Origin of the sequence: Kibdelosporangium persicum (assembly GCF_013280595.1) — a bacterium.
GTDB classification, from domain to species: domain Bacteria; phylum Actinomycetota; class Actinomycetes; order Mycobacteriales; family Pseudonocardiaceae; genus Kibdelosporangium; species Kibdelosporangium persicum.
Genome location: NZ_JAAATY010000006.1, coordinates 134589 through 156965 on the forward strand (window position 1 = coordinate 134589; position 22377 = coordinate 156965).

A 22377-nucleotide genomic window follows, 5' to 3' on the forward strand; every position below is an offset into this window, starting at 1 on the left:
CCGGCCCACCCACAGGGGCTTGGTCAGATCTGTCCGCAGTGGCCCGTGCGCGGGCCGGTGACGGTGTTGGCCAGTCCGTTGTCGGCCGGTGGCGGGTTGTTGCCGGTGCAGGACAGTGGTCCGGCGACGGTGGAGGAGCCGACGACCGGTCCGGCGTTGCCGGCCAGGGACACCGGGCCGCCGACGGCGGCGGCGCCGAGGGTGACCTCGCCCCGGGTCTGGGTGATCGTCGCCGGGCCGCTGACCTTGGTGCCGATCAGGGCGACGGCGCCTGCCTGGGTGGCGGTGAGTGGGCCGTTGACGGTGCCGCCGAAGGCGTAGAGCGAGCCGCCCGCGTCGATCTGCACCGGTCCGTTGACTGTCGCGTCCTGCAAGCAGACGACACCGGTGACGCGCAGCGGGCCGTTGTGCGTGCCGGTGATCGTCTGCGCGCATAACGGGGTGGGTTTGGCCAGGAACTCCAGTTCGGCCACGGTGGCCGGGCCGCTGAACTCCAGCCGGTAGTGGGTGTAGCGGCTGGGTTTGGCCAGTTTGAACGGCTTGGTCTGCTGGCGCCAGGTGAAGCTCTGGTCGGCGCGGGAGTCCACCACGGCCCAGTGGCGGCCGTCGAAGGAGCCTTTGAGCACCCAGTCACGCGGGTCCGCGCCCGCTGTCTTGCCTGAGGTGACGGTGTAGTACTCGACGACGTCGTGCGGTCGTGGCGGTGTGAAGTCGACCGTGGTCACCGGCGCCTCGGTCTGCGAGGTGTTGTCGAACAACGCCCCGGTCAGGTTCGAGGTGTCGCGCAGGGGCTTGGCCACTTCGTTGCCGGTGGTCAGCGACGGCGGCGCCGCGTCGGCGCCCGTGCCCCACGCCGAGGGCTTCGGGCCCATGTCGAAGTCCAGGGTCGCGCCGCCGGCGAGCATGTCGTGGGTCAGGAAGGTCTTGTCGTGGGGCTTGCCGTTGACCTTCAGGCCCTGGACGTAGATGTTCTGCTTGGTGTTCTTCGGCGCGTTGATCACCAGCTTGCGGCCGTTCTCCAGGTTCACCGTGGCCTTGGTGAACAGCGGCGAGCCGATGGCGTACGTCGGCGCGCCCATCTGCAGCGGGTAGAACCCGAGCGCGCTGAACAGCCACCACGCGGACATCTCGCCGTTGTCCTCGTCACCGGGGTAGCCCTGGCCGATCTCGCTGCCGATGTAGAGGCGGCTGGTGACGTCGCGGACCTTCTCCTGGGTTTTGGACGGCTGGCCGGTGTAGTTGTACATGTACGGGATGTGGTGCGACGGCTGGTTGCTGTGGCCGTACTGGCCCATGCGCACGTCGCGCGCCTCGAGCATCTCGTGGATGGTGCCGCCGTAGGAGCCGGGGAACCGGGCGGTCTCCGGTTCGGTGAAGAACCGGTCGAGTTTGGCGGCGAGTTTGTCGCGGCCGCCGTAGAGGTTGGCCAGGCCCTGGCCGTCGTGCGGGACGGTGAAGGCCATGTTCCAGCCGTTGGTCTCGGTGTAGTCGTGGCCCCATTCGCGCGGGTCGTAGGTCTGCGGGGTGGTACGCCACGTGCCGTCCTCGGTCTTGCCCTGGAAGAACCCGATCGACGGGTCGAACATGGTGACGTAGTTCTGGGCGCGGTTGCGGAAGTATTCGGCGTTCTCCCGGTACTCCTGCCTGCGCGGGTCGTCCGGCGCCGCCTTGTCGGCCAGGGCCTGGGCCATCGTGGCGATGCCGAAGTCGTTGACGTAGCCCTCCAGTGCCCACGACATGCCTTCGCCGGTGGACGTCGGGGTGTAGCCGAGGAAGATCGACTTGTCGATGCCCTTGCGGCCCACGCTCTGGTTGGGCGGGGTCACGGTGGCGTTGCGGATCGCCGCGTCGTAGGCGCCCTGGACGTCGAAGTTGGTGACGCCCTTGAGGTAGGCGTCGGCGAAGGAGACGTCCGAGCTGGTGCCGGTCATCAGGTTGGCGTACCCGGGGGAGGACCAGCGGGAGATCCAGCCGCCGTCGCGGTACTGCTGGACGAACCCGTCGACCATCTCGCCGGCCTGGGTGGGGGTCAGCAGGGTGTAGGCGGGCCAGGTGGTGCGGTAGGTGTCCCAGAACCCGTTGTTGACGTAGACCTTGCCTTCGACGATCTTGGCGCCGGTCTTCGTCGGGGTGTTCTCGCCGGCCAGGGGCACGAACGGGCTGGCGTACTTGTACACCGGTGCCTGCGGGGTGCCGGTGTTCTCGAACCCGGAGTTGGGGTAGAGGAACAGCCGGTACAGGTTGGAGTACAGCGTGATCAGCTGGTCCTCGCTGGCGCCCTCGACGGTGATGATCTTCAGTTTGTCCTCCCACGCCTGCTGGGCGCGGTCACGGACGGTCTCCAGGGTGTCGGCCGGGGCGATCTCCTGCTCCAGGTTGCGGCGTGCCTGCTCCACGCTCAGCAGCGAGGTCGCGATGCGCATGGTCACGGTCTTGTCCGCGCCCGGATCGAACTTCAGGTAACCGGTGACGTCCGGCAGTTTCCCGCCCGCGGTGACCGGATCGTCGAACGTGGCGTGGACGAACAACCGGGTCGCGCCCGCGGAGGAGTTGCTGCGCACGTCCGAGAAGCCGGTGAGCGTGCGGCCGGCCGGGTCGAGAGTCAGGCCACCGGCGTTGGAGACGTTGTCGAACACCAGGTTGGCCGAGCCGGGGAACCCGAACCGGAAGATCGCCGCGTGGTCGGTCGGCGCGATCTCGGTGCGCACGCCGTTGTCGAACGTGACGCTGTAGTAGTGCGCCTTGGCGATCTCGTTGGAGTGCCGGAACGGCAGCGCCCGCCCGGTGCGGGAGGCGTCCGGTGTGCCGTCCGCCGTGGACGGCATCACCTGGAAGGTCTGCCGGTCACCCATCCACGGGCTGGGTTCGTGACTGGCCGAGAACGCCTGCAGCGTGGGCAGGTTGTCGGCGTTGTTGGACCGGGCGTAGTCGTAGAGCCAGTCGGTGGACCCGGCGTTGGTCATCGGCGTCCAGAAGTTGAAGCCGTGCGGGACCGCCGTGGCGGGGAAGTTGTTGCCGCGGGAGAACGCGTTCGTGGCGTTCGTGCCGCGCGTGGTCAGCACGTAGTCCGACAGCTTGGCGTAGGTGCGTTCGGCCGGGGCGCCGGTGATGCGGATGTCGTCGACCCAGCCCTTGAACCCGGTCGGGCCGTCCGGCTTGTCGTAGGCGAGCAGGATCCGGTCGATCGTCTTGCCCGCGGCGACCGTGCCGATCCGGGAGACGACGTTGTTCCACTGCTGGGTGTAGAGGGTGCGAGCCGCGGCCTGCCCGTGGGGCGTGAGCGGGTTGCCGCGCTGGTCGGTCGCGCCCAGGTCACTGAGGTAGGTGCCGTCGGTGAACGCGAGGTCGATCGCGGCGAACGTGCTCGGATAGTTCAGGTCCTCCAGCACGAACTCCGGAAACAGCAGGTACGACAGCTGCGTCGTCGGGGTGACGACAACGTTGACGTCGAGCACCTTGTTGTACGAGTACGCCCGGCCCTTGGCGGTGTGGGTACCGACGTAACGCAGCGCCTTACGGCCGGTGAACCCGGCTTTGCGTTTCGCGGTGAACGCGCTGGCCGGGCCGTCGCCCACGGTAGTGGCCATGTTCTCGGCGACCACGATCCGCGCTTCAGCCTGCCGGGTGGTCGCCGAGAACTGCACCTCGGAGAGCTGCACGGCCGGGTCGCCGTTGTTGGCCGTGATCTCCAGCCGGTAGTAGCGGTACTCGGCGCCGCCGGTGAACTGGTACTCCTTGGTCTGGAACCGTTGGAGGAACGTCTGCCCCGCCTGGGTGTCCAGCGTGGTCCAGGTGTTGCCGTCGGCCGAGCCCCGCAGCCTCCAGTCGCGGGGGTCGCGGCCGGGGAAGTCGTTGGCCGAGGTCAGCGCGTAGCGGACCACGTGCACCGGGCCGGCGAACTCGAAGCCCACCCAGGCGGTCCGGCCTTGGGTCAGCCACTTGGTGCCCGGGTCCTCGTCGACGAGTTTCTCCTTGACCTCACCGGCGCCGGGGTTCTCACCGCTGGCGGTGACCGCCACGACCTGGCTGGTGATGTCACCGACGATGCGGGTCGGGTCGTCCTCGTTGACCCCCGACACCTTCGGGTTGCCCGCCGGGTCGGTCTCGACCGTGCTGTCCCAGGTGGGCTGCGGCTCGCCGGACTCGAACGACGAGAAGAACTCCGTGGTGCCGCCCGGCTGGGCGGCCGCCGGTTCGGCCAGCATGGTGACCGACAGTGCCACGCCGAGGGCAGCGGCCGCCAGCCGTCTGATCGGTCTGGTCGGTCTGATCGGTGATCCTGGCCAGCCGGTCCGCCGGTGCCCCATGAGCTTGCCTCCGCGTCGAGGACAGGTGAGGAAACTACGGCCCCGCCATGGGCCGCGCCACAGGACAACCCAGCGCTGACATCGATGTCAAGAATTAGCCGGGGACCTGTCCGCAATCTCGACAGCCGCTGCGCCACCTGGCCTACGACGACCGGCGGGCCCCGCTCCTGGGACGATAGGCCGATGACCAGGCCGTCAACCGCCGCGTTCGTCCGCGCTCACACCCGCCTGGGTGTCGCCCCGCATGTCCCGGAGATCCAGCTGCACCTGGCCCAGGACGCGTTCGACCTGTGGGAGCGGGTGGAGGGCGAAGTCGGGCGGAAAGGCCTCGCGCCGCCGTTCTGGGCGTTCGCGTGGGCAGGCGGCCAGGCCCTGGCCCGTTACGTGCTGGACAACCCCGGGATCGTGGCCGGCCGCAGCGTGCTCGACGTGGCCGCCGGATGCGGGGTCGTGGCGCTGGCCGCGGCGAAGGCGGGCGCCCAGCGGGTCGTGGCCAACGAGATCGACCAGTTCGCCATCGACGCCATCGTGCTCAACGCCCAGGCCAACGACGTGACCGTGCAGACCCAGTTCGGCGACATGGTCGACGGCGACGCCGAAGGCTTCGACGTCGTGCTGGCCGGGGACATCTTCTACGACACGGCCGTGACGTCCCGGATGATGCCGTTCATCCGCCGCCTGCAAGCTCGCGGCGTCACCGTGCTCGTCGGCGACCCCGGCCGCAAGCACCTGCCCCGCGAGCAGTTCACCCGCGTCGCGCAGTACGAGGTGCCCGTGCCCCGGGCCCTGGAGGACGCCGAGATCAAGACCACCACCGTGTGGCGGCCGCTCTAGTCCTCCCGCTGGTGGCGGCTGATCATCGAGGCCAGCGTGTACACCGGCGACGAGTCGAGCTTGTGGCGCGCCGCGTCGTACCCGCGGGTGATGCGGATGTCGTTGTGGGACAACAAGTCCTGCACCTTCTCGATCGGCACGCCGTTGGCCAGCAGGGTCGTGGCCACGGTCCGCCGTGAGGTGTGCGGGGTGATGCTGTCGGCCGCGGCCAGCCCGGCCTGCTTGGCGTACCGGCGCAACGCCAGCCACACGTCCCGCTGCGTCAACGGCCGCCCGCCCGGCTTGCCCGGATCACGCGGATGCGGTGTCGTCACCAGCAACGGCCCCGACAACTCGCCTTCCCGCTGCGACCGCACGGCCAGGTAGGCGTCCAACGCGGCCAGCACCGGCGGCGCGAGCGGCACGTAGTCGCGGGTCTGGCCCTTCTTGGTGTACCAGAGGATCCGGTGCCCCCGGTCGACCGCGAGATCGTCGATCCGCGCGGTGGTCACGCCCGAGACCCGCAACCCGGTGTGGAACATCAGCGACAGCATCGCCGCGTCGCGGTGCGCGGCCTCACTGCCGATCCGCTGCGCCCGCCGCGTCACATGCTCCAGCAGCGCCGCGGTCTCCGCCTCGGCCAACGCCGGGAACGGCGACTGCCGCTCCACCTTGGGCCGTTTCACCGCTGCCACCGGGTTGCGGTCCGCCACGTCGTTGTCCTGAAGGTACTGGTACCAGCTGGAAATCGCCGCCAGCCGACGCGCCACAGTGGACGACGACGCCTTCTTGGGCGTCCCGTCCTTGCCTGCCACGGTGATCGTGGCCTTCCACGCGTCCACATCGGCGCGGCGCGCGGCCAGCGGATCCAGCCCGGTGCGCTCGCACCACTGCAGCCACGCCGCCAGATCCGCGAAGTACGCCCGGCGGGTGTGCTCGGTCTTGTCCGCCTCCAACCACAACACCGTCAGCGCCCTGATGCCGTACCGGTCGCCCGGACCACCCGGCGGCAACGCCGGCAACAACTCCACCGCCTCGGCCAGTACCGCCCGCAACGCACCCGGCCCCGCGGACGCGGCCGGTTCCACCAGCTTGGGCACGGGACGGATCAGTTCGCCGGACACGACCAAGATCCTAAGCCGTCATCCGGCCAAGATCAGGGACGCAACCCCCGGGTCAGCAGCACCAGCAACCGGTCAGGCAACCCCGGATCGTCCGGATCCTGCTCGCTGGCCAACGCGATCCCGTTCACCAGCTTCAACAGATCCAGCACGTCGACGTCCGCGCGCACCGCGCCCTCGGCCTTCGCCCGCGCCAGCAACTGACCGGCCGCGTCGTACACCATCGTGTGACAACTCTGCGCCAGCGCCGACCCGCCGGACCGCAACGCGCTCATCAGCGCACTGGCCAGCCCGCGGTAGGTGTTGGAATGCGTGACCACCCGCCGCAGGAACACCTGCAACGCCCGGCCCGCGTCCGGTTCGTCGAGCAGGTCGGTCGTGCGGGCGAGCATCTGCTCCATCTGCAGCCGGAACACCGCCTCGACCAGGTCAAGGCGAGTGGGGAAGTGCCGGTACAACGTGCCGGACCCGACGCCCGCCCGTTTGGCGATGTCGTCCAGCGGCGCCTCGGTGCCGTGCTCGGCGAACGCCGCCATCGCGGCCTCCAGCAGCCGCTCGTAGTTGCGGCGTGCGTCGGCCCGCATCGGCCGGACAGGCCCGATCGTGTCCACCATCTCCAGCACCCCTCACCCGCGTGTCCCTCATATTCTGACTGCTGTGGGTAGAGCTGGGCCCACTGAACATGGGGGAGTTGCGCCCATCGCGGCAGGACCGGGCGGAGCAGTAGCGTCACTCCTCGACTGACGGGGGTGCCATGATCCGGCTCGCATTACGCTCACTTCGTTACCGCACAGGCGGTTTCACCGCCAGCCTGCTCACGCTCACACTCGGCGCGACGATCCTGATGACGTTCGCCTCGCTGCTGGACACCGCGGCCGCCGCCGACCCGGCGACCGCGGAAACCCTGACGATCATGGCGGGTGTCGTCGGTGGCTGGGGCCTGGTCATCGTCACCTTCGCCACCGCGTCCACCCTCGCGCTGCTGGTACGGCAACGCGGCACGGAAATGACACTGCTGCGGACCATCGGCGCCACCCCGGCGCAACTGCGTCGCCTGCTGCTGGCCGAAGCGATCAGCCTCGCGGTCATCGCCGTGCTGCTGGCGGCGGTGCCGTCGGTGTTCACCGGGCGCCTGCTGGTCGACCTGCTGCGCGACGCCCACCGTGTCCCCGCCGGGCTGCCGGCCGACTTCGGCCCGATCGCCGTCGCCGTCGGACTGGGCGTCACCCTCACCGCCGCCGTCCTGGCGGCTCTGCTCGCCGCCCGCCGCACCACGACCACCCGGTCAGCACCACGCCACCGGGCACGGCTGGTCAGCGGCGTTGTCGCGCTCGGCGGCGGACTCAGCTGCGCGATCGTGACCGTGACGGTGTTCGACGGCACCGAACAGGCCATCATGGCCGTCACCGGACAAGCCTCGATCCTCTGCGCGATCGGCCTGGCCCTGATGGGCCCCACGATCATCACCGCGGCCGCCGCCGCACTCACACCACTGCGCCACCGCGGCGCCACGACCTACCTGACGGCGGTGAACCTGCGCGGCCACACCGCGCACATGGCCACCGCGTTGGCGCCGATCATCCTGTTCACCTCGATCGCCACCGGAACGCTGTACATGCAGCGCATCGAGAACGACTTCGGCACCCCGATGCCCGCCGAGATCGGCGGCACCATCGAAACCCTCAACTACGTCGTCGTCGGCATGATCGCGCTGTTCGCCGCCGTGATGCTGATCAACACCGTGGTCGCCGCCACCCTGCACCGCCGCCGCGAGTTCGGCCAGCTGCGCCTCGCCGGATCCACCCGCCCGCAGGTCCTCGGCATGGTCGGCACCGAAGCAGCCGTCCTGGCCAGCGCCGGTGTCCTGTTCGGCACCCTCGCCGCCACCGCCACGGTGATCCCCTACAGCGTGGTGAAAGCCGACTCGCTCCTGCCGGACACCACGATCGGCATCTACCTCGCCGTCATCGGCATCGCCGCGCTGCTCACGCTGTCCACCAGCCTGGCCGGCGCCCGCCGCGCCACCCGGCAGCCCGCCATCGACACCGTCCGGATCGACTGAGCCCGCCCCATCCAGCACGTTGAACGGGGCCCGCGGTGCGGCCATCGCTCGCGGGCACGGCAGGCGGTGACCGCCAGGTGGTGTGTGGTGGCGCAGATTCACTCGGCGAGCTTGCGTTCCAACGGCGTGCGGAACCGAGGAGTGACCCGCACCCCGGCCAGCCAACCGGTCAACCGCGCCGCCTCCGCCTCGATCGCCGCCATCACCTCGTTGCCCACGTCCTCCAACACCTCGACGACGACCTCGCCGTCCGGACGCTGACCCCAGCCGCCCACGATCCGGCCGTCCGACCACACCGTCGGGCCCACGTTGCCCCACCGGTCGAACAACGCCGGACCGTGCCCGCCCAGGAACCACTCCCGCGACTGCCAGCCCATCGGCGTGGAATCCAGCCCCGGCAGCAACGCCACCCAGGGATCCGGCACCGCCACCGGCTCCAGGTCGTGCGGCAACGCGATCCCCGCGACACCGTCCAGATCGACCTCGACCGGGCCGACCTCCGCCAGCGCCTTCCTGGTCTGCCCCACCGTCCAGCCGGTCCACCACTTCAAGTCCGACACCGGCGCCGGACCGAACGCCGCCAGCCACCGCCGCGCCAGCTCCGCCCGCGCGGCCTCGGCCGACCACTGTGCCCGGCCGGGTAACCAGTCGTCCAGCATCGACCACGTGTACTGGCCGCTGACCCACGAGCCCCGCGGGCGGCCCCGCACGATCCGCCCGTCCACCGACATCAGGTTGAGCACCCGCGAGGTGATGAACGACGTCCCGCCGTAACTCTTGTCCAGCGCGTAATCCAGCGCAGTACGCAGCTTTGGCTCATCCTGCGCCAGCTGCGCCGCGGCCGCCGAACCCCGCGCGCTCAGCGCGGCCGCCACCCCGTCCTCCACCTCGGACAGCCAGGCACCGGTCTTGCCCGCCTGCTCAAGGTCACGGACCAACCCGCGCCGCATCCGCGCGGCCACATCCCGGCCGCACGCCTCCTGCACGACCGGGACCAAGTCGGCGGGCACCACGAACATCGTGCGGCGCATCCCCAGCATCCGCACCAGCACGCGATCCTCGTACAGCGCGCGCTCGATGCCCGGGCCGTCGGCGACGCGCTGGCGAGCCACGATCGCCAGATGCACGGACGCGGGATCGGTCGCGTGCAAGGCCACCATCGCCTCGGCGGCGTCGATGGCCGTCGTCCCTCTGGCGGCCAGCAGATGACGCCAGGCGAGCCTGGCCCGCCGTTGCCCGATTCCGATGTGCATGTCTCCGTCCTACCACCCACCTGCCCTCGTGAGCGTTTATCAGGGTTAGAACACGGATAAACACTCACGAGGTGGTTCGGTTAGGGCCTGACCACGCGTTCTACCTGGTCGCGGGTTGTGTACAGGTCCCACCAGTGCCGGGCGAGGTCGTCGGGCTCCAGCATCGGGAACCCGCCGTCCGGCACGAACCGCTGCTGCGCCTCACTACCGCGCACGATCCCGCCCACGATCAGCAACCCCGCGTACACGCCCTGCTCGGCGACCTCGCCGTGCAACGCGTGTACGTAATTGCGCAGACCCGCCGCCGCCGCGCCGATGTTGCTGATCATCGGCACCGGCTCGATCGCCGACGTGCCCGTCGCGTACAGCAGCGCACCCGAACCGCGCGCCAGCATCGACGGCAACACCAACCGGGTCACCGCGACCGGTGCGACCAGTCGTAACTCCACCTGGAACCGCAACGCCTCGACGTCCAGCTCCGCCGGGCGGGCCATCACCTCGTCCATCCCGGTCGCCCCGAACTGCACCACGTCGATCTCGCCGATCTCGGCGACCACTTCGGCCAGCCGGGCATGATCGGTCACGTCGGCGACGAAAGTCCTTGCCCCACCATCGATCCGAGCTGCCAGCGCGTCCAGTTTGGACTGTGTGCGGCCTACCAGGACGACCTGGAACCCCTCCCGTGCGAACCGCTTGGCCGTGGCCAGGCCCAGACCGCTGCCTGCGCCGAACACCGCGAGCGTCTTGGTCATCATCAACCCTTCCCAAACTTGAGGATGACCTCAACTTATCAGTAACCTGAGATTGGCCTCAACTTCGTAGGATGGGAGACGTGAGCAAGCCGCTGCGCCGGGACGCCCAGCACAACCGCGACAAACTGATCGCCGCCGCGGCCGCGGTCTTCACCGAACGCGGCATCGACGCACCGCTGGAGGAGATCGCCCGGCAGGCCGGGGTGAGCATCGGCACGCTCTACAACCGGTTCCCGTCCCGTGCGGCGCTGTTCGACGCGGTGTTCCCCGACCGGCTGGCCAACAGCCTCATGTTCGGCGACCAGGCACTGGCCTGCGAGGACCCGTGGGACGGATTCGTGCTGTTCGTGACGCGACTGTGCGAACTGCAGGCGGGGGACCGCAGCCTCAATGACCTGATCACCCGCCGGTTCCCCGACGCCACCGCGGTCGCCGAGGCCTGCGGCAACGGACTGGACAAAGCCACTCAGGTGATCGACCGCGCCCAGCGGGCCGGCGCGCTGCGACCCGACTTCACCTTCGCCGACCTGGTCACCCTCACCTGGGCCAACGCCCGCATCGTCGCCGCGACCCAGGACACCGCGCCCACCGCCTGGCGCCGCCACCTCGCGTTCCTGCTCGACGGCCTGCGCGCCACCGCGGCGCATCCCGTCGACGAACCACCGCTGACACCCGAGCAACTCGACGCCGCGATGCGCGCCTAAGTGACTGGTGCCGAACGACGATCCGCGGCAGCCACCGTGATCACCGCGACAGCCATCAGGGCAGGCAACCCCCGAACTGGAGCCATCTCGAGATCAAGCCCGCGAATAGGCTGATGCCATGACCGAGACACTCAGCGTCGGGCAGGTGACCGAGCGGACCGGGCTGAGCGTGTACACGTTGCGGTTCTACGAACGGGAAGGCCTGTTGACCACGACAGTGCGGCGCGCCCGCTCTGAACCTGCATCGTGAACAGCCGAGTGCAGGGCTGCGACGTCACCGGACGACCCCCGGATTCCCGCCACTGCCGAGTGGCCCGGCCACGGGCCACGGGGGACTGACATGTCCGCGACCCGGCTGCTGGTGCTCGGGGTGGTCCGCGGATTCGGCCGCGCCCACGGCTATCTGGTCCGCGCGGAACTGCTCCGCTGGGGCGCGGAGAACTGGGCCAACATCAAATGGGGCTCGCTCTACCACGCGCTGCGCAAACTCGCCGAGGAAGACCTGTTGATCGCCACCGAGGCCGGCACCCCGCCCGGGCGCGTGGACTACGAGATCACCGCACGCGGCGAAGCGGAGTTCTTCCGCCTGTTGCGCCTGGCGCTGCGCGAACCCGCGCCCCGGCCGGACATGCTCGCCGCCGGCCTGGCGCTGCTGCCCGCCCTGTCCCGGTCCGAGGCGATCGACCTGCTACGCATCCGGCTGCGTGCGCTGGAGAGCTCCCGCCAGGAGATCCCCACCGGAATCCCGCCGCACGCCCGCGAACTGTTCGGGCTGTGGGAGCGGACGACCGACGGCGACGTGGCCTGGACCCGGCAGATCATCAGCCGCCTGGAATCCGGGAAATACCGGATGGCGAGCGAACCCGGCGCCGTCTTCGGCACCGCGGGAGCGTGGCCACAGGTACCCGCCTGACCCCGGCGGTGACACGGCGAGATCGCGCCAGAACCGCCCGTGACGAATCGCCAGATCGATACCGTCATCGCGCGAGTCATCCTTTGCGCGGCGTAAGCCCCGGTTGCGCCGTTCGGACGTAGCTGTGGTCTAGACCTCACTCTACCGTGGTCTAAACCAACCGTCGCCGCTGCAAGCGCGAGGAGAACCATGTCGAGGAAGAGATGGGGCGCCGCCATCGTGGCCGGTGCCTTGTCGATCGGGTTGTCGGTCGCCGTGTCCCCGGCGCAGGCCCACGATCACGGCAGTGGTGGTGCCCGCACCGTCGGGTACTACACGCAGTGGAGCATCTACGACCGCAACATCCCGCTCAAGTACCTGGTGGACAACGGCACCGCGGCCAGGCTCACCCACCTGAACTACGCCTTCAGTTTCCTGGACGAGCAGGGCAAGTGCGTCAGCTCGGACGCATGGGCCGACTACCAGCGGCCGTTCCCGGCCGAGCAGGCCGTCAACGGCAAGGCCGACGAGGCCGGCCAGGCCCTGATGGGCAACCTCAACCAGATCAAGCAGCTCAAGCAGAAGTTCCCCAAGCTGCGCGCCTACATCTCCATCGGCGGCTGGACCGGCTCGAAGTACTTCTCCAACGCCGCGCTCACCGCCGAGTCACGCGCGGCACACGTGAAGTCCTGCGTCGACATGTGGCTCAAGGGCAACCTGCCCGGCCTGCCCGCGGGCGCCGCGAAGGGCGTGTTCGACGGCGTCGACCTGGACTGGGAGTGGCCGTCCACCGACGGCGCGCCCGGCAACATCGTGCGCCCCGAGGACAAGCGGAACTTCACCAAGCTGCTGTTCGAATACCGTGTCCAGCTGCTGAAGCTGGGCTTCACCGACCGCAGGACCTACGACCTCACCGCGTTCCTGCCGGCCAACCGCGGGGCGCTCGACCGCGGCTACGAGGTCAAGACGATCTTCAAGCTGCTGACCTTCGCCACCGTGCAGGGCTACGACTACCACGGCACGTGGGAGCAGATCACCAACCAGCAGTCCGCGATCCGGACACCCGAGGGCGACCCGACCTCGCCGCCGGACAGCAGTGAGATCGTGGTCGACGCCTACCTCGAGCGCGGCGCGCCGAAGAACAAGATCGTGTTCGGCGTTCCGTTCTACGGGCGCGGCTGGACCGGCGTGACCAACCAGAACAACGGACTGTTCCAGCAGTCCACCGGCCCGGCACCGGCGACGTTCGAGCCGGGCGCCGACGACTACCGCGTGCTGAAGAACCTGGTCGGCAAGGACGGCTACCAGCTGCACCGCGACGACAAGGCCGGGCACGCCTGGCTGTTCAACGGCACCACGTTCTGGACCTTCGACGACCCGACCGAGATCAAGCGCAAGGCCAGGTTCATCCGTGACCGCAGGCTCGGCGGCGCGATGATCTGGTCGCTCGACGGTGACACCACCGACGGTGAACTGATCAAGGCGCTCGACAGCGGCCTGCGTCGCTGACACACGCGAGGACTGTGGGTGGGCACCGCGACGCGGGCCCACCCACACGTCGTCATTCGCCCTTGTACAGCTTCGCGACCGTCTCCGCGGCGGTCCGTGCTTCCTGCTCCGGCGTCCCGGCGGCGATGCTCGCCTCGGCCCACCGCGCGCTGCTCGCGTCGATGAACTGCTTGCCCTCCGGCGAAACCGACCACTCCTGCCCCTTCTCCGGGGGAACCGACGTGTCGGACGCCAGGTACAGCGAGAGCCCGAGCAGCATCGAGTCCCAGCCGATGCCGACCGCGCCCGGCCCGAACTGGGCCCACATCTCGTCCTGCACATGCGCGACGTGCTCGATCTCGATGCGCGACCTGCCGTCCGGATCGGCCGACAGCCGCACCTCGACCCAGGACACCTCGCCGTTCATCTCCCACGTCACCGCGAAGCCCTTGGGCGGGTCGCAGCGCTCGACCACACCACCGGCGTTGCCCACGAGCTGATAACGCCCGCCGAGCCTGAGTTCCCCGGTGATCGGCATGAGCCAGCGGGGGATGCGCTCGATGCTCGTGCACGCGTCCCACAGGTCCTCGAGATCGGTGTCGTAGGCCTGGCTGATCGTGAGCACCCGGGCCTCACCGGCCTCCAGCGTGCGCGAGCCGATCGTCCTGCGAACGGCGTTGATCTGGTGGTTTACGTCGACCATGGCGCGAAAGCTACAGGCGTCACTTATATAAGTCAACTTCGAAAATAGGCGTGTCGGAAACCGCGCCCGGCGAGCGGCAGCCGATCGGGATCTTGCCCGTGCTCAGCGTTCTGACGCTCTGATTTAGGCTGACGTGTCATGTCGGCGACACGGCTGCTGGTGCTCGGAGTGGTGCGGGGCTACGGGCGCGCCCACGGGTACCTGATCGGCAACGACCTGCTGGCCTGGGGCGCCGACCAGTGGGCCAACGTCAAGTGGGGCTCGATCTACCACGCGCTCAAGCAGCTGACCAAGAGCGGCTCGCTGATCGAGGACTTCCTGGCCACCCGCACCGAGTACGAGCTGACCGAACGCGGTGAACTGGAGTTCCAGAAACTGCTGCGCAACGCCATCCGCCGGCCCGAGCATCGTCCCGACATGCTCGGCGCCGGACTGGCGCTGCTGCCCGCGCTGACCCGGCAGGACGCGGTCGCCCTGCTGCGTGAACGCCTGGCCGCGCTGGAGGCGCAGCGCGACGACGCCCAGGTCCAGCTGCGCAAATCCCAAGGCCCGGAGCACGTCTGGGAGCTCTACACGCTGTGGGGGCACTCCGCGGAGTCGAGCATCGACTGGACCCAGGGCCTGCTGACCCGGCTGGAACAGGGCAGCTACGCGATGGCCGGCGAGCCGGGCTCGCCCGGCAAGCCCGGCAGCTGGCACGACCTCAAAGCGCAACTCGACCAACTCTGACTCGAGCGCGCCCTCCCGGTGCCGCCTCAGGGTGCTCTGACCTGCGGGTTACGCCCTGATACGACACGTTCACCCGCCTGTGTGCCGAGGGCTCAAATTTGCATAGTTCGGACGAGGTGGTGCATACTCCCGGCCCGGCATTCAAGTTTTAGTATGGAGTGGGGTACTCGAATGGCCGAAAGACTCGCGGTCGTCGCTGAGGGGCTGCGCAAGCGGTACGGCGACCACTACGCGCTCAACGGGTTCGACCTGGCCGTGCCGGAGGGCACGGTCTGCGGTCTGCTCGGACCCAACGGCGCCGGCAAGACCACCGCCGTGCGCATCCTGGCGACGCTGCTGCAACTGACCGATGGCCGCGCCGAAGTCGCCGGCCTGGACGTGGCCACCCGCCCGCTGGCGGTGAAACGAAAGATCGGCCTGGTCGGCCAGCACGCCGCGGTGGACGAGATCCTGTCCGGCCGGCAGAACCTGGAGCTGTTCGGCAGGCTCTTCCACCTCGGCGCCAGGCAGGCCCGGCGGCGCGCGGACGAACTGCTCGACCAGTTCGGGCTGACCGACGCGGCGGACCGGCCCGCCAAGACCTACTCCGGCGGGATGCGCAGACGGCTGGACATCGCCGCGGGCATGATCCTCGCGCCGCAGGTGCTGTTCCTCGACGAACCCACCACCGGCCTGGATCCCCGCAGCCGCAGCGAGGTCTGGCAGGCCGTGCGCGACATGGTCGCCGCGGGCACGTCGGTCCTGCTGACCACCCAGTACCTCGACGAGGCCGACCAGCTGGCCGACCGGATCTCGGTGATCAACCACGGCGTCGTGATCGCCGAGGGCACCCCGGACCAGCTGAAGTCCAAGCTCGGTGGCGACCGCATCGACGTCGTGCTGCACGCCACCGCCGACCTGCCCCGCGCGGCCGAACTGACCGGCAAGGCCGCGGGCGCCATCGCCGAGGTCGACCAGGACACCCGCCGGATCAGCGTGCAGGTCACCGACCGCGTCACCGCGCTGGTCGACGTGGCGCAGACGCTCAAGGCCGCCCGGATCGACGTCGAGGACATCGCACTGCGCAGGCCGACCCTCGACGAGGTCTTCCTGTCGCTGACCGAGAAGGAGGCCGCGGCATGAAATGGGCACTGGTCGACGGCTGGACGATCACCCGGCGCGAACTGATCCACTGGGTCCGCGAACCCGGGTCGGTGCTGTTCGGGGTGGCGTTCACCGTCCTGATCGCGCTGATCTTCGGCTACCTGCTCGGTGGTGCGATGAACGTGCCGGGCGGCGGGGACTACAAGGCGTTCCTGATGCCCGGCATGTTCGCGATGAACATGCTCTTCGGCATCGGCTCCACGATGACCGCCATCGCCGATGACATCAGCAAGGGCGTGACCGACCGGTTCCGGTCCATCCCCATGTCACCCTCGGCCGTGCTGCTCGGCCGCAGCATCGCCGACATGATCGACTCGGTCATGCTGCTGACCGTGCTCATGCTGTGCGGGCTGGCGATGGGCTGGCAGAGCAACGGCAGCGCCGGCGACACCGTGCTGGCGATCGCGCTGCTGCTGTTGCTGCGGTTCGCGTTCATCTGGATCGGCATCTTCTGCGGGCTGATGGCGGGCAACCAGGCCATGGTCACCGCCATGCAGACCATGGAGTTCCCGGTCGGGTTCCTCTCCAGCGCGTTCATCCCGCCCAGCACCATGCCCAGCTGGCTGGGAACCATCGCCGAGTGGAACCCGTTGTCCTCCACCGTGACCGCCATCCGGGACCTGTTCGGCAACCCGGGCATCGCCGCGGACTCCTGGATCACCCAGAACGCCGTGCTGATGGCCCTGGTGTGGCCGCTGGTCCTGCTCGCGATCTTCTTCCCGCTGGCCGTGCGCCGCTACCGGAGGCTGAGCCGTTGATCGAGTTCGAACCGGCCGACCCGCCACGGGCGAGCCAGTTCGTCTTCCGGGACTCGGACGACACCGTCCGGGTCCCGGTCGGCGCCGCGCTGCCCACCCTCCTGCACGACCCCCACTGGGGACCCCGCACCCGCCGCGCCCTGCGGCTGATCGCAGACGGCAGGATCGTGCCCGCCATCTCACCCGGCGGCTACGACACGTGGCGGATCGACGGCGAGGCCGACGAGTTCGACAACGCCATCGCCGACACACTCCCGCGCACCCCGGCGGCGCCCCTGGTTCTCGGCGGCCAGGCGTTCGCCGCACGGGAACCACAGCACATGCCCCGCGGCGCGCTCGACGCCACGGTCCGCGTCGCGCTGCGCCTGACCGTCGACTTCGACCACACCGAATTCCGGGCACACCTGGAGTTCCCCGGCGACTGGAACGCCGCGACGATGCTCGCCGTCCGCCGCGCCGCCACGGTCTGGCCGCCGCTGGAACGGTTCCTCGACGACACCGAACCCGGCGAGATCCCCCTCGGCGACCAGGAGATGGCCGAGTTGCTCGGCGGCGCGATCCAGCGCCTGACCGACGCGGGCATCGACGTGCTGTGGCCCGACGAGGTCGCCCGCTCGCTGGCCGCCCGCGCGGTCATCAGCGGCGGCCCGGGAGGCGAGTTCGACCTGAACTGGGAGGTCACCCTCGCCGGGCAGGCTTTGTCGGACGCCGAACTGGACATCCTCGCCGACGCCCACCGGCCGCTGGTGCGCCTGCGTGACCAATGGCTGCTGGTGGACCCGGTGCTGGCCCGCAAAGCCCGTGACCGCGCGCTGAAACCGCTGCCCACCATCGAAGCGCTGGGCGCGGCGCTGACCGGCTCGACCGAGATCGACGGCGACTACGTGCCCGTGATGGCCACCGGCTGGCTGGAATCGTTGCGTCAGCGCATCTCCGACCCCGACAGCGGCTTCGAGGACGACCCGGGGCAACCCGCCGGCCTGGCCGCGACGCTGCGTGACTACCAGCTGCGCGGCCTGCGGTGGCTCGACCGGATGACCTCGCTCGGACTGGGCGGCTGCCTGGCCGACGACATGGGCCTGGGCAAGACCATCACACTGATCGCGCTGCACCTGCGGCGCGGTTCGCGGCCCACCCTCGTGGTGTGCCCGGCGTCGCTGCTGGGCAACTGGGAACGGGAGATCACCAGGTTCGCGCCCGGTACCCCGGTCCGCCGCTTCCACGGCACCGCCCGATCCCTCGACGACCTGCACGGCGGATTCGTGCTCACCACCTACGGCACCATGCGCCTGGACGCCGACCTGCTGGCCCGGCAGGACTGGGACCTGCTGGTCGCCGACGAGGCACAACACGTCAAGAATCCCAGGTCCGGCACTGCCACCGCGCTGCGCACGATCCCGTCCGCGGCACGGGTCGCGCTGACCGGCACCCCCGTGGAGAACACCCTCTCCGAGCTCTGGGCGATCCTCGACTGGACCACCCCCGGCCTGCTCGGGCCCCTGGCGGCGTTCCGGGCCCGCTGGGACGGCCGGCCCGCCGGACTGGCCCCACTGGTCCGGCCGTTTCTGTTGCGGCGCCGCAAATCCGATCCCGGCATCGCACCGGAACTGCCGCCCAAGACCGAGACCGACCGGCCGGTCGCGCTCACCCGCGAACAAGCCGGGCTCTACCAGGCACTCGTCGACGAGGTGATGGCCCGGATCACGACCAGCACCGGCATCGCCCGCCGCGGCCTGATCATGAAACTGCTCACCGGGCTCAAACAGATCTGCAACCACCCCGCCCAGTTCCTCAAACAACCCCAAGCCGACCTGGCGGGCCGGTCCGGCAAGCTCGAACTGCTCGACGAACTGATCGGCACCATCCTCGCCGAAGACGGGTCCGTGCTGGTGTTCACCCAGTACGTCACCATGGCCCGCCTGCTGGAGCGCCACCTGCACAGCCAGGGCGTCACCACGCAACTGCTGCACGGCGGCACACAAGTAGCGGCCCGGGAGCGGATGGTCCGGCGGTTCCAGAACGGGGAGGCACCCGTGTTCCTGCTGTCGCTCAAAGCCGCGGGCACCGGGCTGAACCTCACCAGAGCCGACCACGTCGTGCACTACGACCGCTGGTGGAACCCGGCCGTGGAGGACCAGGCCACCGACCGCGCGTACCGCATCGGCCAGACCCGCCCGGTCCAGGTCCACCGGCTCATCGCCGAAGGCACCCTGGAGGACCGGATCGCGCAGATGCTGCGGGACAAGAGGAAACTCGCCGACGCCGTGCTGGGAACCGGCGAGGCGGCACTGACCGAACTGACCGACGCCGAACTGGCCGACCTGATCGAACTGCGGGGGACATGGTGAACGCTGACGTCCGGGGCTTCCCGGCCTTCCCCGCGGGTGCCCGCAGCCGCGCCCGCTTCGCCCGATCCTGGTGGGGCAACGCGTGGATCACCGCCATCGAGGACGCCGCACTGGACTCCACGCAGATGAAGATCGGCCGCAAGTACGCCTACGGCGGCCAGGTCGGGCCGATCACCGTCAGCCCCGGCCGCATCGCCGCGACCGTCTACGGCAGCGACCGCACCCCGCACACCACGACCGTCCACATCGCACAGCTCACCGACGCGGAGTGGGCCCGGCTGCTGGACTGGGTGGCGGTCAAGTCCGGCTACATCGCCGCGCTGCTGGACAAGGAGATGCCACACGACCTCACCGCGGCCGAGGTGCCGATCCTGCCGCAGATGACCGACCTGGAACCGGAGTGCGACTGCGAAGGCTGGGAACTGCCGTGCCGGCACGCCGCCGCACTGTCCTACCAGGTCGCGTGGCTGCTCGACGAGGACCCGTTCGTGCTGCTGCTCATCCGCGGCCGGGGCGAACAGCACCTGCTCGACGAACTGCACCTGCGCAGCGGACCACCGTCGTCCATGCTGCGTTACCTCGTGACCGACGCCGCGGCCCGCGCACAAGCCCTGCTGGACGGCGATGACATCCAGGACCTCACCGAATGGCAGGACATCGTGCGGTGGGCCACGACCTACCCGGCACTGGCCACGCAACTGGCCGAAGCGACCGGCCGCGACCTCACCCACGCGATCCGCGCCTGGTCCTACGGCGGCCCAGCCGGCCTGGAGGTACTCGAAACCACCTGGCGTCCCGGCAGAACCGACCTCGCCAAAGCCGCGGCGGCCCTGTCCGGAGAGGACATCCCGGCACTCGAACAGTCCCGCAACCACTGGACCGCGGGCACCACTCAGCTCCGGCTGGGCAAGGACGGCCGCTGGTACCCCTATCGGCGTCAGGACGGCGAATGGCTCCCGGCCGGGCCACCCGAGACCGACCCGGCCACCGCCTTGCTCTCGATCTGAAGGACACCGTCCAGCACGGTGACCGCGTGCCCCGTCAAATGCACCCGGTCACCGTGCACCTCGGTGCGCACCACACCCGTCCGCTTCGACGCCTGCAACCCCACCAGACTCGGCCTGCCCAACCGCGCGGACCAGTACGGCGCCAACGCGGTGTGCGCGCTGCCGGTGACCGGGTCTTCCCGGAAGCCGTCGCGCGGCGCGAAGAACCGCGACACGAAGTCGTACTCGGCCGCCTCAGCCGTCACGATCACGCCACGGATCTCGTGGTGCTCCTCGAACCGTTTGATCGCCGCCATGTCCGGGCGCAACCCCCGCACAGTGTCCTCATCGGACAGCACCACCAGCAGATCACCCAACGCGCCGGTCCGGTACGCCGCCAGCGGCACGGCACCGAGCGCCTCGGCCAGCCCGTCGGGCACCGAGACCTCCTCGAGCGTGGCCGCGGGGAAGTCCAACGTGATCCTGCCGTCGTCGAAGCTGTGCGCGACAAGGATTCCGCTGCGGGTGCTGAACCTGACTGTCGCCGCTGCGTCCCGGTCAGCGCGCAGCGCGTGTGCCGTCGCGAGGGTCGCGTGCCCGCACAGGTCGACCTCCACTTCCGGCGTGAACCACCGCAACGCGTAATCCGCGTCGGCATTGTCCACCGGATGCGCGAAGGCGGTCTCGGACAGGTTCATCTCGGCCGCCACCTGCCGCATCCAGTCCTCATCCGGCCAGCCATCCGCCAGCAGGCACACCGCGGCCGGGTTACCCCGCAACGGCTGGTCCGTGAACGCGTCAATGATCCGGATTCGCATACCCCCGACGCTAAAAGGCCACTCCAGCGACACCCATAGCCAATTCGGCGAAATTGGTCCTCAGCGCCGGGCCGCACCGAGCAGCCGCAGCCCGTCCGGGATCTGCGGCACCTGGATCCCGCCGTACCCGAGGACGATCCCGTGCTGCGGCGCCCCGGCACAGAAGTCCGCCAGCGCCTGCACACCCACACCGGCCTCACGCGCCCGCGCGACAACACCGACCGGATCGAACTCCGTCCGCGCACACAGATGCAGACCCGCGCTGGAGGGAACCACCGTCAGCCAGTCGAACTCCCGCCGCAGCGTCGCGCTGATCAACTCGTGCCGTGCGGCGTACTCCCGCGTCGCCTTACGGACATGGCGGGCGAGCAGGCCCTCCTCGATGAACTGGGCGAGCGCGCCCTGCGTGACCAGATCACCCTGCATGTCCACGAGCTGCTTGGCCGTCCGCAGCGAGGAGCGCAACGACGGCGGCGCCACCAGGAACCCGACCCGCAGCATCGGCAGCATGATCTTCGAGAACGACCCGACGTACACGACACGGCCGCTGCGATCGATGCTCTGCAAAGGCTGCAACGGCCGCTCGGAGAACCGGAACTCACTGTCGTAGTCGTCCTCCACGATCACCGCGTCATGCCGCTCGGCCCACGCCAGCAACGCGGTACGCCGCGCCAACGACATCGGCGTGCCCAACGGGAACTGATGCGACGGCGTCGTGTACACCAGCCGCGCCTTCGCCGGAATCGCCGTGACGTCAAGACCTTCGCCGTCCACCGGCACCCCGGCCACCCGCGCACCCAACGACTGGAACAACCGCCGGGCAGGGGAGTAGCCCGGCTCCTCGACGGCCACCACGTCGCCCGGCTCGACCAGGACCCGACCGACCAGATCCAGCGCCTGCTGAGCCCCCTGCGTGACCAGAACGTCCTCGGCATCCGCGAGCACCGAACGCGACAGGGCGATGTACCGCGCGATCGCCGCCCGAAGCCCGCCATGCCCCGCCGGATCGGCATACCGGGCGGGATGCACGGTCCGGCCCCGCAGCTCCCGGCTGACCAACCGCCGCCACGTCTCCAACGGGAACAACCGCCCATCCGGCACTCCCAGCTGGAAGTCGTACGGCAGCACCAGGTCCACCTGCGGCTCCGCCACCGACGCCCACACCCGCCGCGGCCGCACCACACCACGGTCACGTCGTCGCCCACGGGGGACAGGCTTCGCCGGCTGGTCACTGACGAACGTGCCCGCACCCACCCGGCCGACCAGAAACCCCTCCGCGGTCAGCCGCTCGTACACGTCGGTCACCGTCGTGCGCGACACCTGCAGCCGCTGCGCGAGCTCCCGCGTCGGCGGCAACCGCTCACCCGGCCGCAACCGCCCCTCCACGACCGCCGCCAGCAGCTCCCGGTAGATCCGCGCGGACAGATCGCCCCGGCCCTCCAGGCTGACGTGGAAATCCCAGGTGTACGCGGTCTCCTGCTTTCGCACCACGACGCTCGA

General features: G+C 69.6%; 19 protein-coding genes. 11 read left to right on the forward strand and 8 right to left on the reverse strand.

Features of this window, described 5'->3' with window-relative positions; translation table 11 throughout:
* Window positions 1-23: 23 nt before the first annotated feature.
* On the reverse strand, window positions 24-4307 hold the full coding sequence (locus GC106_RS13360) for a GH92 family glycosyl hydrolase (protein ID WP_376777731.1): 4284 nt from the start codon (window positions 4305-4307) through the stop codon (window positions 24-26).
* 183 nt (window positions 4308-4490) lie between these two features.
* Between GC106_RS13360 and GC106_RS13365 the strand changes: the two genes are divergently transcribed.
* Window positions 4491-5141 carry a class I SAM-dependent methyltransferase gene (locus GC106_RS13365; protein WP_173129169.1) on the forward strand — a complete coding sequence of 217 codons (651 nt, stop codon included), beginning with the start codon at window positions 4491-4493 and terminating at the stop codon, window positions 5139-5141.
* Here GC106_RS13365 and GC106_RS13370 read toward each other — a convergent pair.
* Both GC106_RS13370 and GC106_RS13375 read right to left on the reverse strand, forming a co-directional pair.
* Entirely contained in the window at window positions 5138-6244 is a 1107-nt protein-coding gene (locus GC106_RS13370; RefSeq protein ID WP_173129173.1) for a tyrosine-type recombinase/integrase, read from the reverse strand. The genes GC106_RS13365 and GC106_RS13370 overlap by 4 nt on opposite strands.
* A gap of 32 nt (window positions 6245-6276) precedes the next feature.
* Window positions 6277-6855, reverse strand: a complete 579-nt coding sequence (locus GC106_RS13375; protein WP_217280463.1) for a TetR/AcrR family transcriptional regulator — start codon at window positions 6853-6855, stop codon at window positions 6277-6279.
* A 140-nt stretch (window positions 6856-6995) separates the two neighbouring features.
* On the opposite strand from GC106_RS13375, the gene GC106_RS13380 reads away from it, so the two are divergent.
* Window positions 6996-8303 carry an FtsX-like permease family protein gene (locus tag GC106_RS13380; protein ID WP_173129176.1) on the forward strand — a complete coding sequence of 436 codons (1308 nt, stop codon included), beginning with the start codon at window positions 6996-6998 and terminating at the stop codon, window positions 8301-8303.
* 98 nt (window positions 8304-8401) lie between these two features.
* Here the strand turns inward: GC106_RS13380 and GC106_RS13385 are convergent, their stop codons facing one another.
* Together GC106_RS13385 and GC106_RS13390 are read right to left on the reverse strand one after the other, a co-directional pair.
* Window positions 8402-9556 (reverse strand): winged helix DNA-binding domain-containing protein, encoded by a 1155-nt coding sequence (locus GC106_RS13385; protein ID WP_173129179.1) that lies wholly within the window; start codon window positions 9554-9556, stop codon window positions 8402-8404.
* An 80-nt stretch (window positions 9557-9636) separates the two neighbouring features.
* The gene (locus GC106_RS13390; RefSeq protein ID WP_173129182.1) at window positions 9637-10308 is read right to left on the reverse strand and encodes an SDR family oxidoreductase; all 672 of its coding nucleotides are present in this window, start codon (window positions 10306-10308) and stop codon (window positions 9637-9639) included.
* A gap of 80 nt (window positions 10309-10388) precedes the next feature.
* Between GC106_RS13390 and GC106_RS13395 the strand changes: the two genes are divergently transcribed.
* From GC106_RS13395 to GC106_RS13410, 4 genes are all read left to right on the forward strand, one after another.
* Window positions 10389-11012, forward strand: a complete 624-nt coding sequence (locus tag GC106_RS13395; RefSeq protein WP_312872629.1) for a TetR/AcrR family transcriptional regulator — start codon at window positions 10389-10391, stop codon at window positions 11010-11012.
* A 118-nt stretch (window positions 11013-11130) separates the two neighbouring features.
* Window positions 11131-11262: a MerR family DNA-binding transcriptional regulator gene (locus GC106_RS13400; protein WP_173129188.1), complete on the forward strand. Its 132-nt coding sequence runs from the start codon at window positions 11131-11133 to the stop codon at window positions 11260-11262.
* Between the two features lie 90 nt (window positions 11263-11352).
* Window positions 11353-11925, forward strand: coding sequence for a PadR family transcriptional regulator (locus tag GC106_RS13405; RefSeq protein WP_173129191.1), 573 nt, complete (start codon window positions 11353-11355; stop codon window positions 11923-11925).
* Window positions 11926-12114: 189 nt separating this feature from the next.
* Window positions 12115-13413 (forward strand): glycoside hydrolase family 18 protein, encoded by a 1299-nt coding sequence (locus GC106_RS13410; protein ID WP_173129193.1) that lies wholly within the window; start codon window positions 12115-12117, stop codon window positions 13411-13413.
* Window positions 13414-13465: 52 nt separating this feature from the next.
* On the opposite strand, the gene GC106_RS13415 is transcribed toward GC106_RS13410, so the two are convergent.
* Window positions 13466-14095, reverse strand: coding sequence for an SRPBCC family protein (locus GC106_RS13415; protein WP_173129195.1), 630 nt, complete (start codon window positions 14093-14095; stop codon window positions 13466-13468).
* Window positions 14096-14233: 138 nt separating this feature from the next.
* Between GC106_RS13415 and GC106_RS13420 the strand changes: the two genes are divergently transcribed.
* The 5 genes from GC106_RS13420 (at window position 14234) to GC106_RS13440 (ending at window position 20080) form a co-directional block, all read left to right on the forward strand.
* The gene (locus GC106_RS13420; RefSeq protein WP_173129197.1) at window positions 14234-14824 is read left to right on the forward strand and encodes a PadR family transcriptional regulator; all 591 of its coding nucleotides are present in this window, start codon (window positions 14234-14236) and stop codon (window positions 14822-14824) included.
* Window positions 14825-14995: 171 nt separating this feature from the next.
* A complete protein-coding gene (locus GC106_RS13425) occupies window positions 14996-15946 on the forward strand; it encodes an ATP-binding cassette domain-containing protein (protein WP_173129198.1) in 951 nt (316 codons plus the stop codon).
* Window positions 15943-16725, forward strand: coding sequence for an ABC transporter permease (locus GC106_RS13430; protein ID WP_173129200.1), 783 nt, complete (start codon window positions 15943-15945; stop codon window positions 16723-16725). The genes GC106_RS13425 and GC106_RS13430 overlap by 4 nt, the downstream gene beginning before the upstream one ends.
* Window positions 16722-19073 carry a DEAD/DEAH box helicase gene (locus tag GC106_RS13435; protein WP_217280464.1) on the forward strand — a complete coding sequence of 784 codons (2352 nt, stop codon included), beginning with the start codon at window positions 16722-16724 and terminating at the stop codon, window positions 19071-19073. The genes GC106_RS13430 and GC106_RS13435 overlap by 4 nt, the downstream gene beginning before the upstream one ends.
* On the forward strand, window positions 19067-20080 hold the full coding sequence (locus GC106_RS13440; protein WP_173129202.1) for an SWIM zinc finger family protein: 1014 nt from the start codon (window positions 19067-19069) through the stop codon (window positions 20078-20080). Before GC106_RS13435 ends, GC106_RS13440 begins: the two co-directional genes overlap by 7 nt.
* On the opposite strand, the gene GC106_RS13445 is transcribed toward GC106_RS13440, so the two are convergent.
* Together GC106_RS13445 and pdxR are read right to left on the reverse strand one after the other, a co-directional pair.
* The gene (locus GC106_RS13445) at window positions 20011-20877 is read right to left on the reverse strand and encodes a PhzF family protein (RefSeq protein ID WP_173129203.1); all 867 of its coding nucleotides are present in this window, start codon (window positions 20875-20877) and stop codon (window positions 20011-20013) included. The two genes, GC106_RS13440 and GC106_RS13445, sit on opposite strands and share 70 nt — an antisense overlap.
* Before the next feature lie 60 nt (window positions 20878-20937).
* Window positions 20938-22368: a MocR-like pyridoxine biosynthesis transcription factor PdxR gene (gene pdxR / locus GC106_RS13450; RefSeq protein ID WP_312872630.1), complete on the reverse strand. Its 1431-nt coding sequence runs from the start codon at window positions 22366-22368 to the stop codon at window positions 20938-20940.
* Window positions 22369-22377: the final 9 nt, after the last annotated feature.

Bases quoted from the DNA above. Each gene is read 5' to 3' on its own strand.
- GC106_RS13360 (WP_376777731.1), bottom strand. From the start codon at position 4,307: ATGGGGCACCGGCGGACCGGCTGGCCAGGATCACCGATCAGACCGACC.
- GC106_RS13380 (WP_173129176.1), top strand. From the start codon at position 6,996: ATGATCCGGCTCGCATTACGCTCACTTCGTTACCGCACAGGCGGTTTC.
- GC106_RS13405 (WP_173129191.1), top strand. From the start codon at position 11,353: ATGTCCGCGACCCGGCTGCTGGTGCTCGGGGTGGTCCGCGGATTCGGC.
- GC106_RS13430 (WP_173129200.1), top strand. From the start codon at position 15,943: ATGAAATGGGCACTGGTCGACGGCTGGACGATCACCCGGCGCGAACTG.
- GC106_RS13400 (WP_173129188.1), top strand. From the start codon at position 11,131: ATGACCGAGACACTCAGCGTCGGGCAGGTGACCGAGCGGACCGGGCTG.
- GC106_RS13365 (WP_173129169.1), top strand. From the start codon at position 4,491: ATGACCAGGCCGTCAACCGCCGCGTTCGTCCGCGCTCACACCCGCCTG.
- GC106_RS13390 (WP_173129182.1), bottom strand. From the start codon at position 10,308: ATGACCAAGACGCTCGCGGTGTTCGGCGCAGGCAGCGGTCTGGGCCTG.
- GC106_RS13425 (WP_173129198.1), top strand. From the start codon at position 14,996: ATGGCCGAAAGACTCGCGGTCGTCGCTGAGGGGCTGCGCAAGCGGTAC.
- GC106_RS13445 (WP_173129203.1), bottom strand. From the start codon at position 20,877: ATGCGAATCCGGATCATTGACGCGTTCACGGACCAGCCGTTGCGGGGT.
- GC106_RS13440 (WP_173129202.1), top strand. From the start codon at position 19,067: ATGGTGAACGCTGACGTCCGGGGCTTCCCGGCCTTCCCCGCGGGTGCC.
- GC106_RS13415 (WP_173129195.1), bottom strand. From the start codon at position 14,095: ATGGTCGACGTAAACCACCAGATCAACGCCGTTCGCAGGACGATCGGC.
- GC106_RS13385 (WP_173129179.1), bottom strand. From the start codon at position 9,556: ATGCACATCGGAATCGGGCAACGGCGGGCCAGGCTCGCCTGGCGTCAT.
- GC106_RS13410 (WP_173129193.1), top strand. From the start codon at position 12,115: ATGTCGAGGAAGAGATGGGGCGCCGCCATCGTGGCCGGTGCCTTGTCG.
- GC106_RS13375 (WP_217280463.1), bottom strand. From the start codon at position 6,855: ATGGTGGACACGATCGGGCCTGTCCGGCCGATGCGGGCCGACGCACGC.
- GC106_RS13420 (WP_173129197.1), top strand. From the start codon at position 14,234: ATGTCGGCGACACGGCTGCTGGTGCTCGGAGTGGTGCGGGGCTACGGG.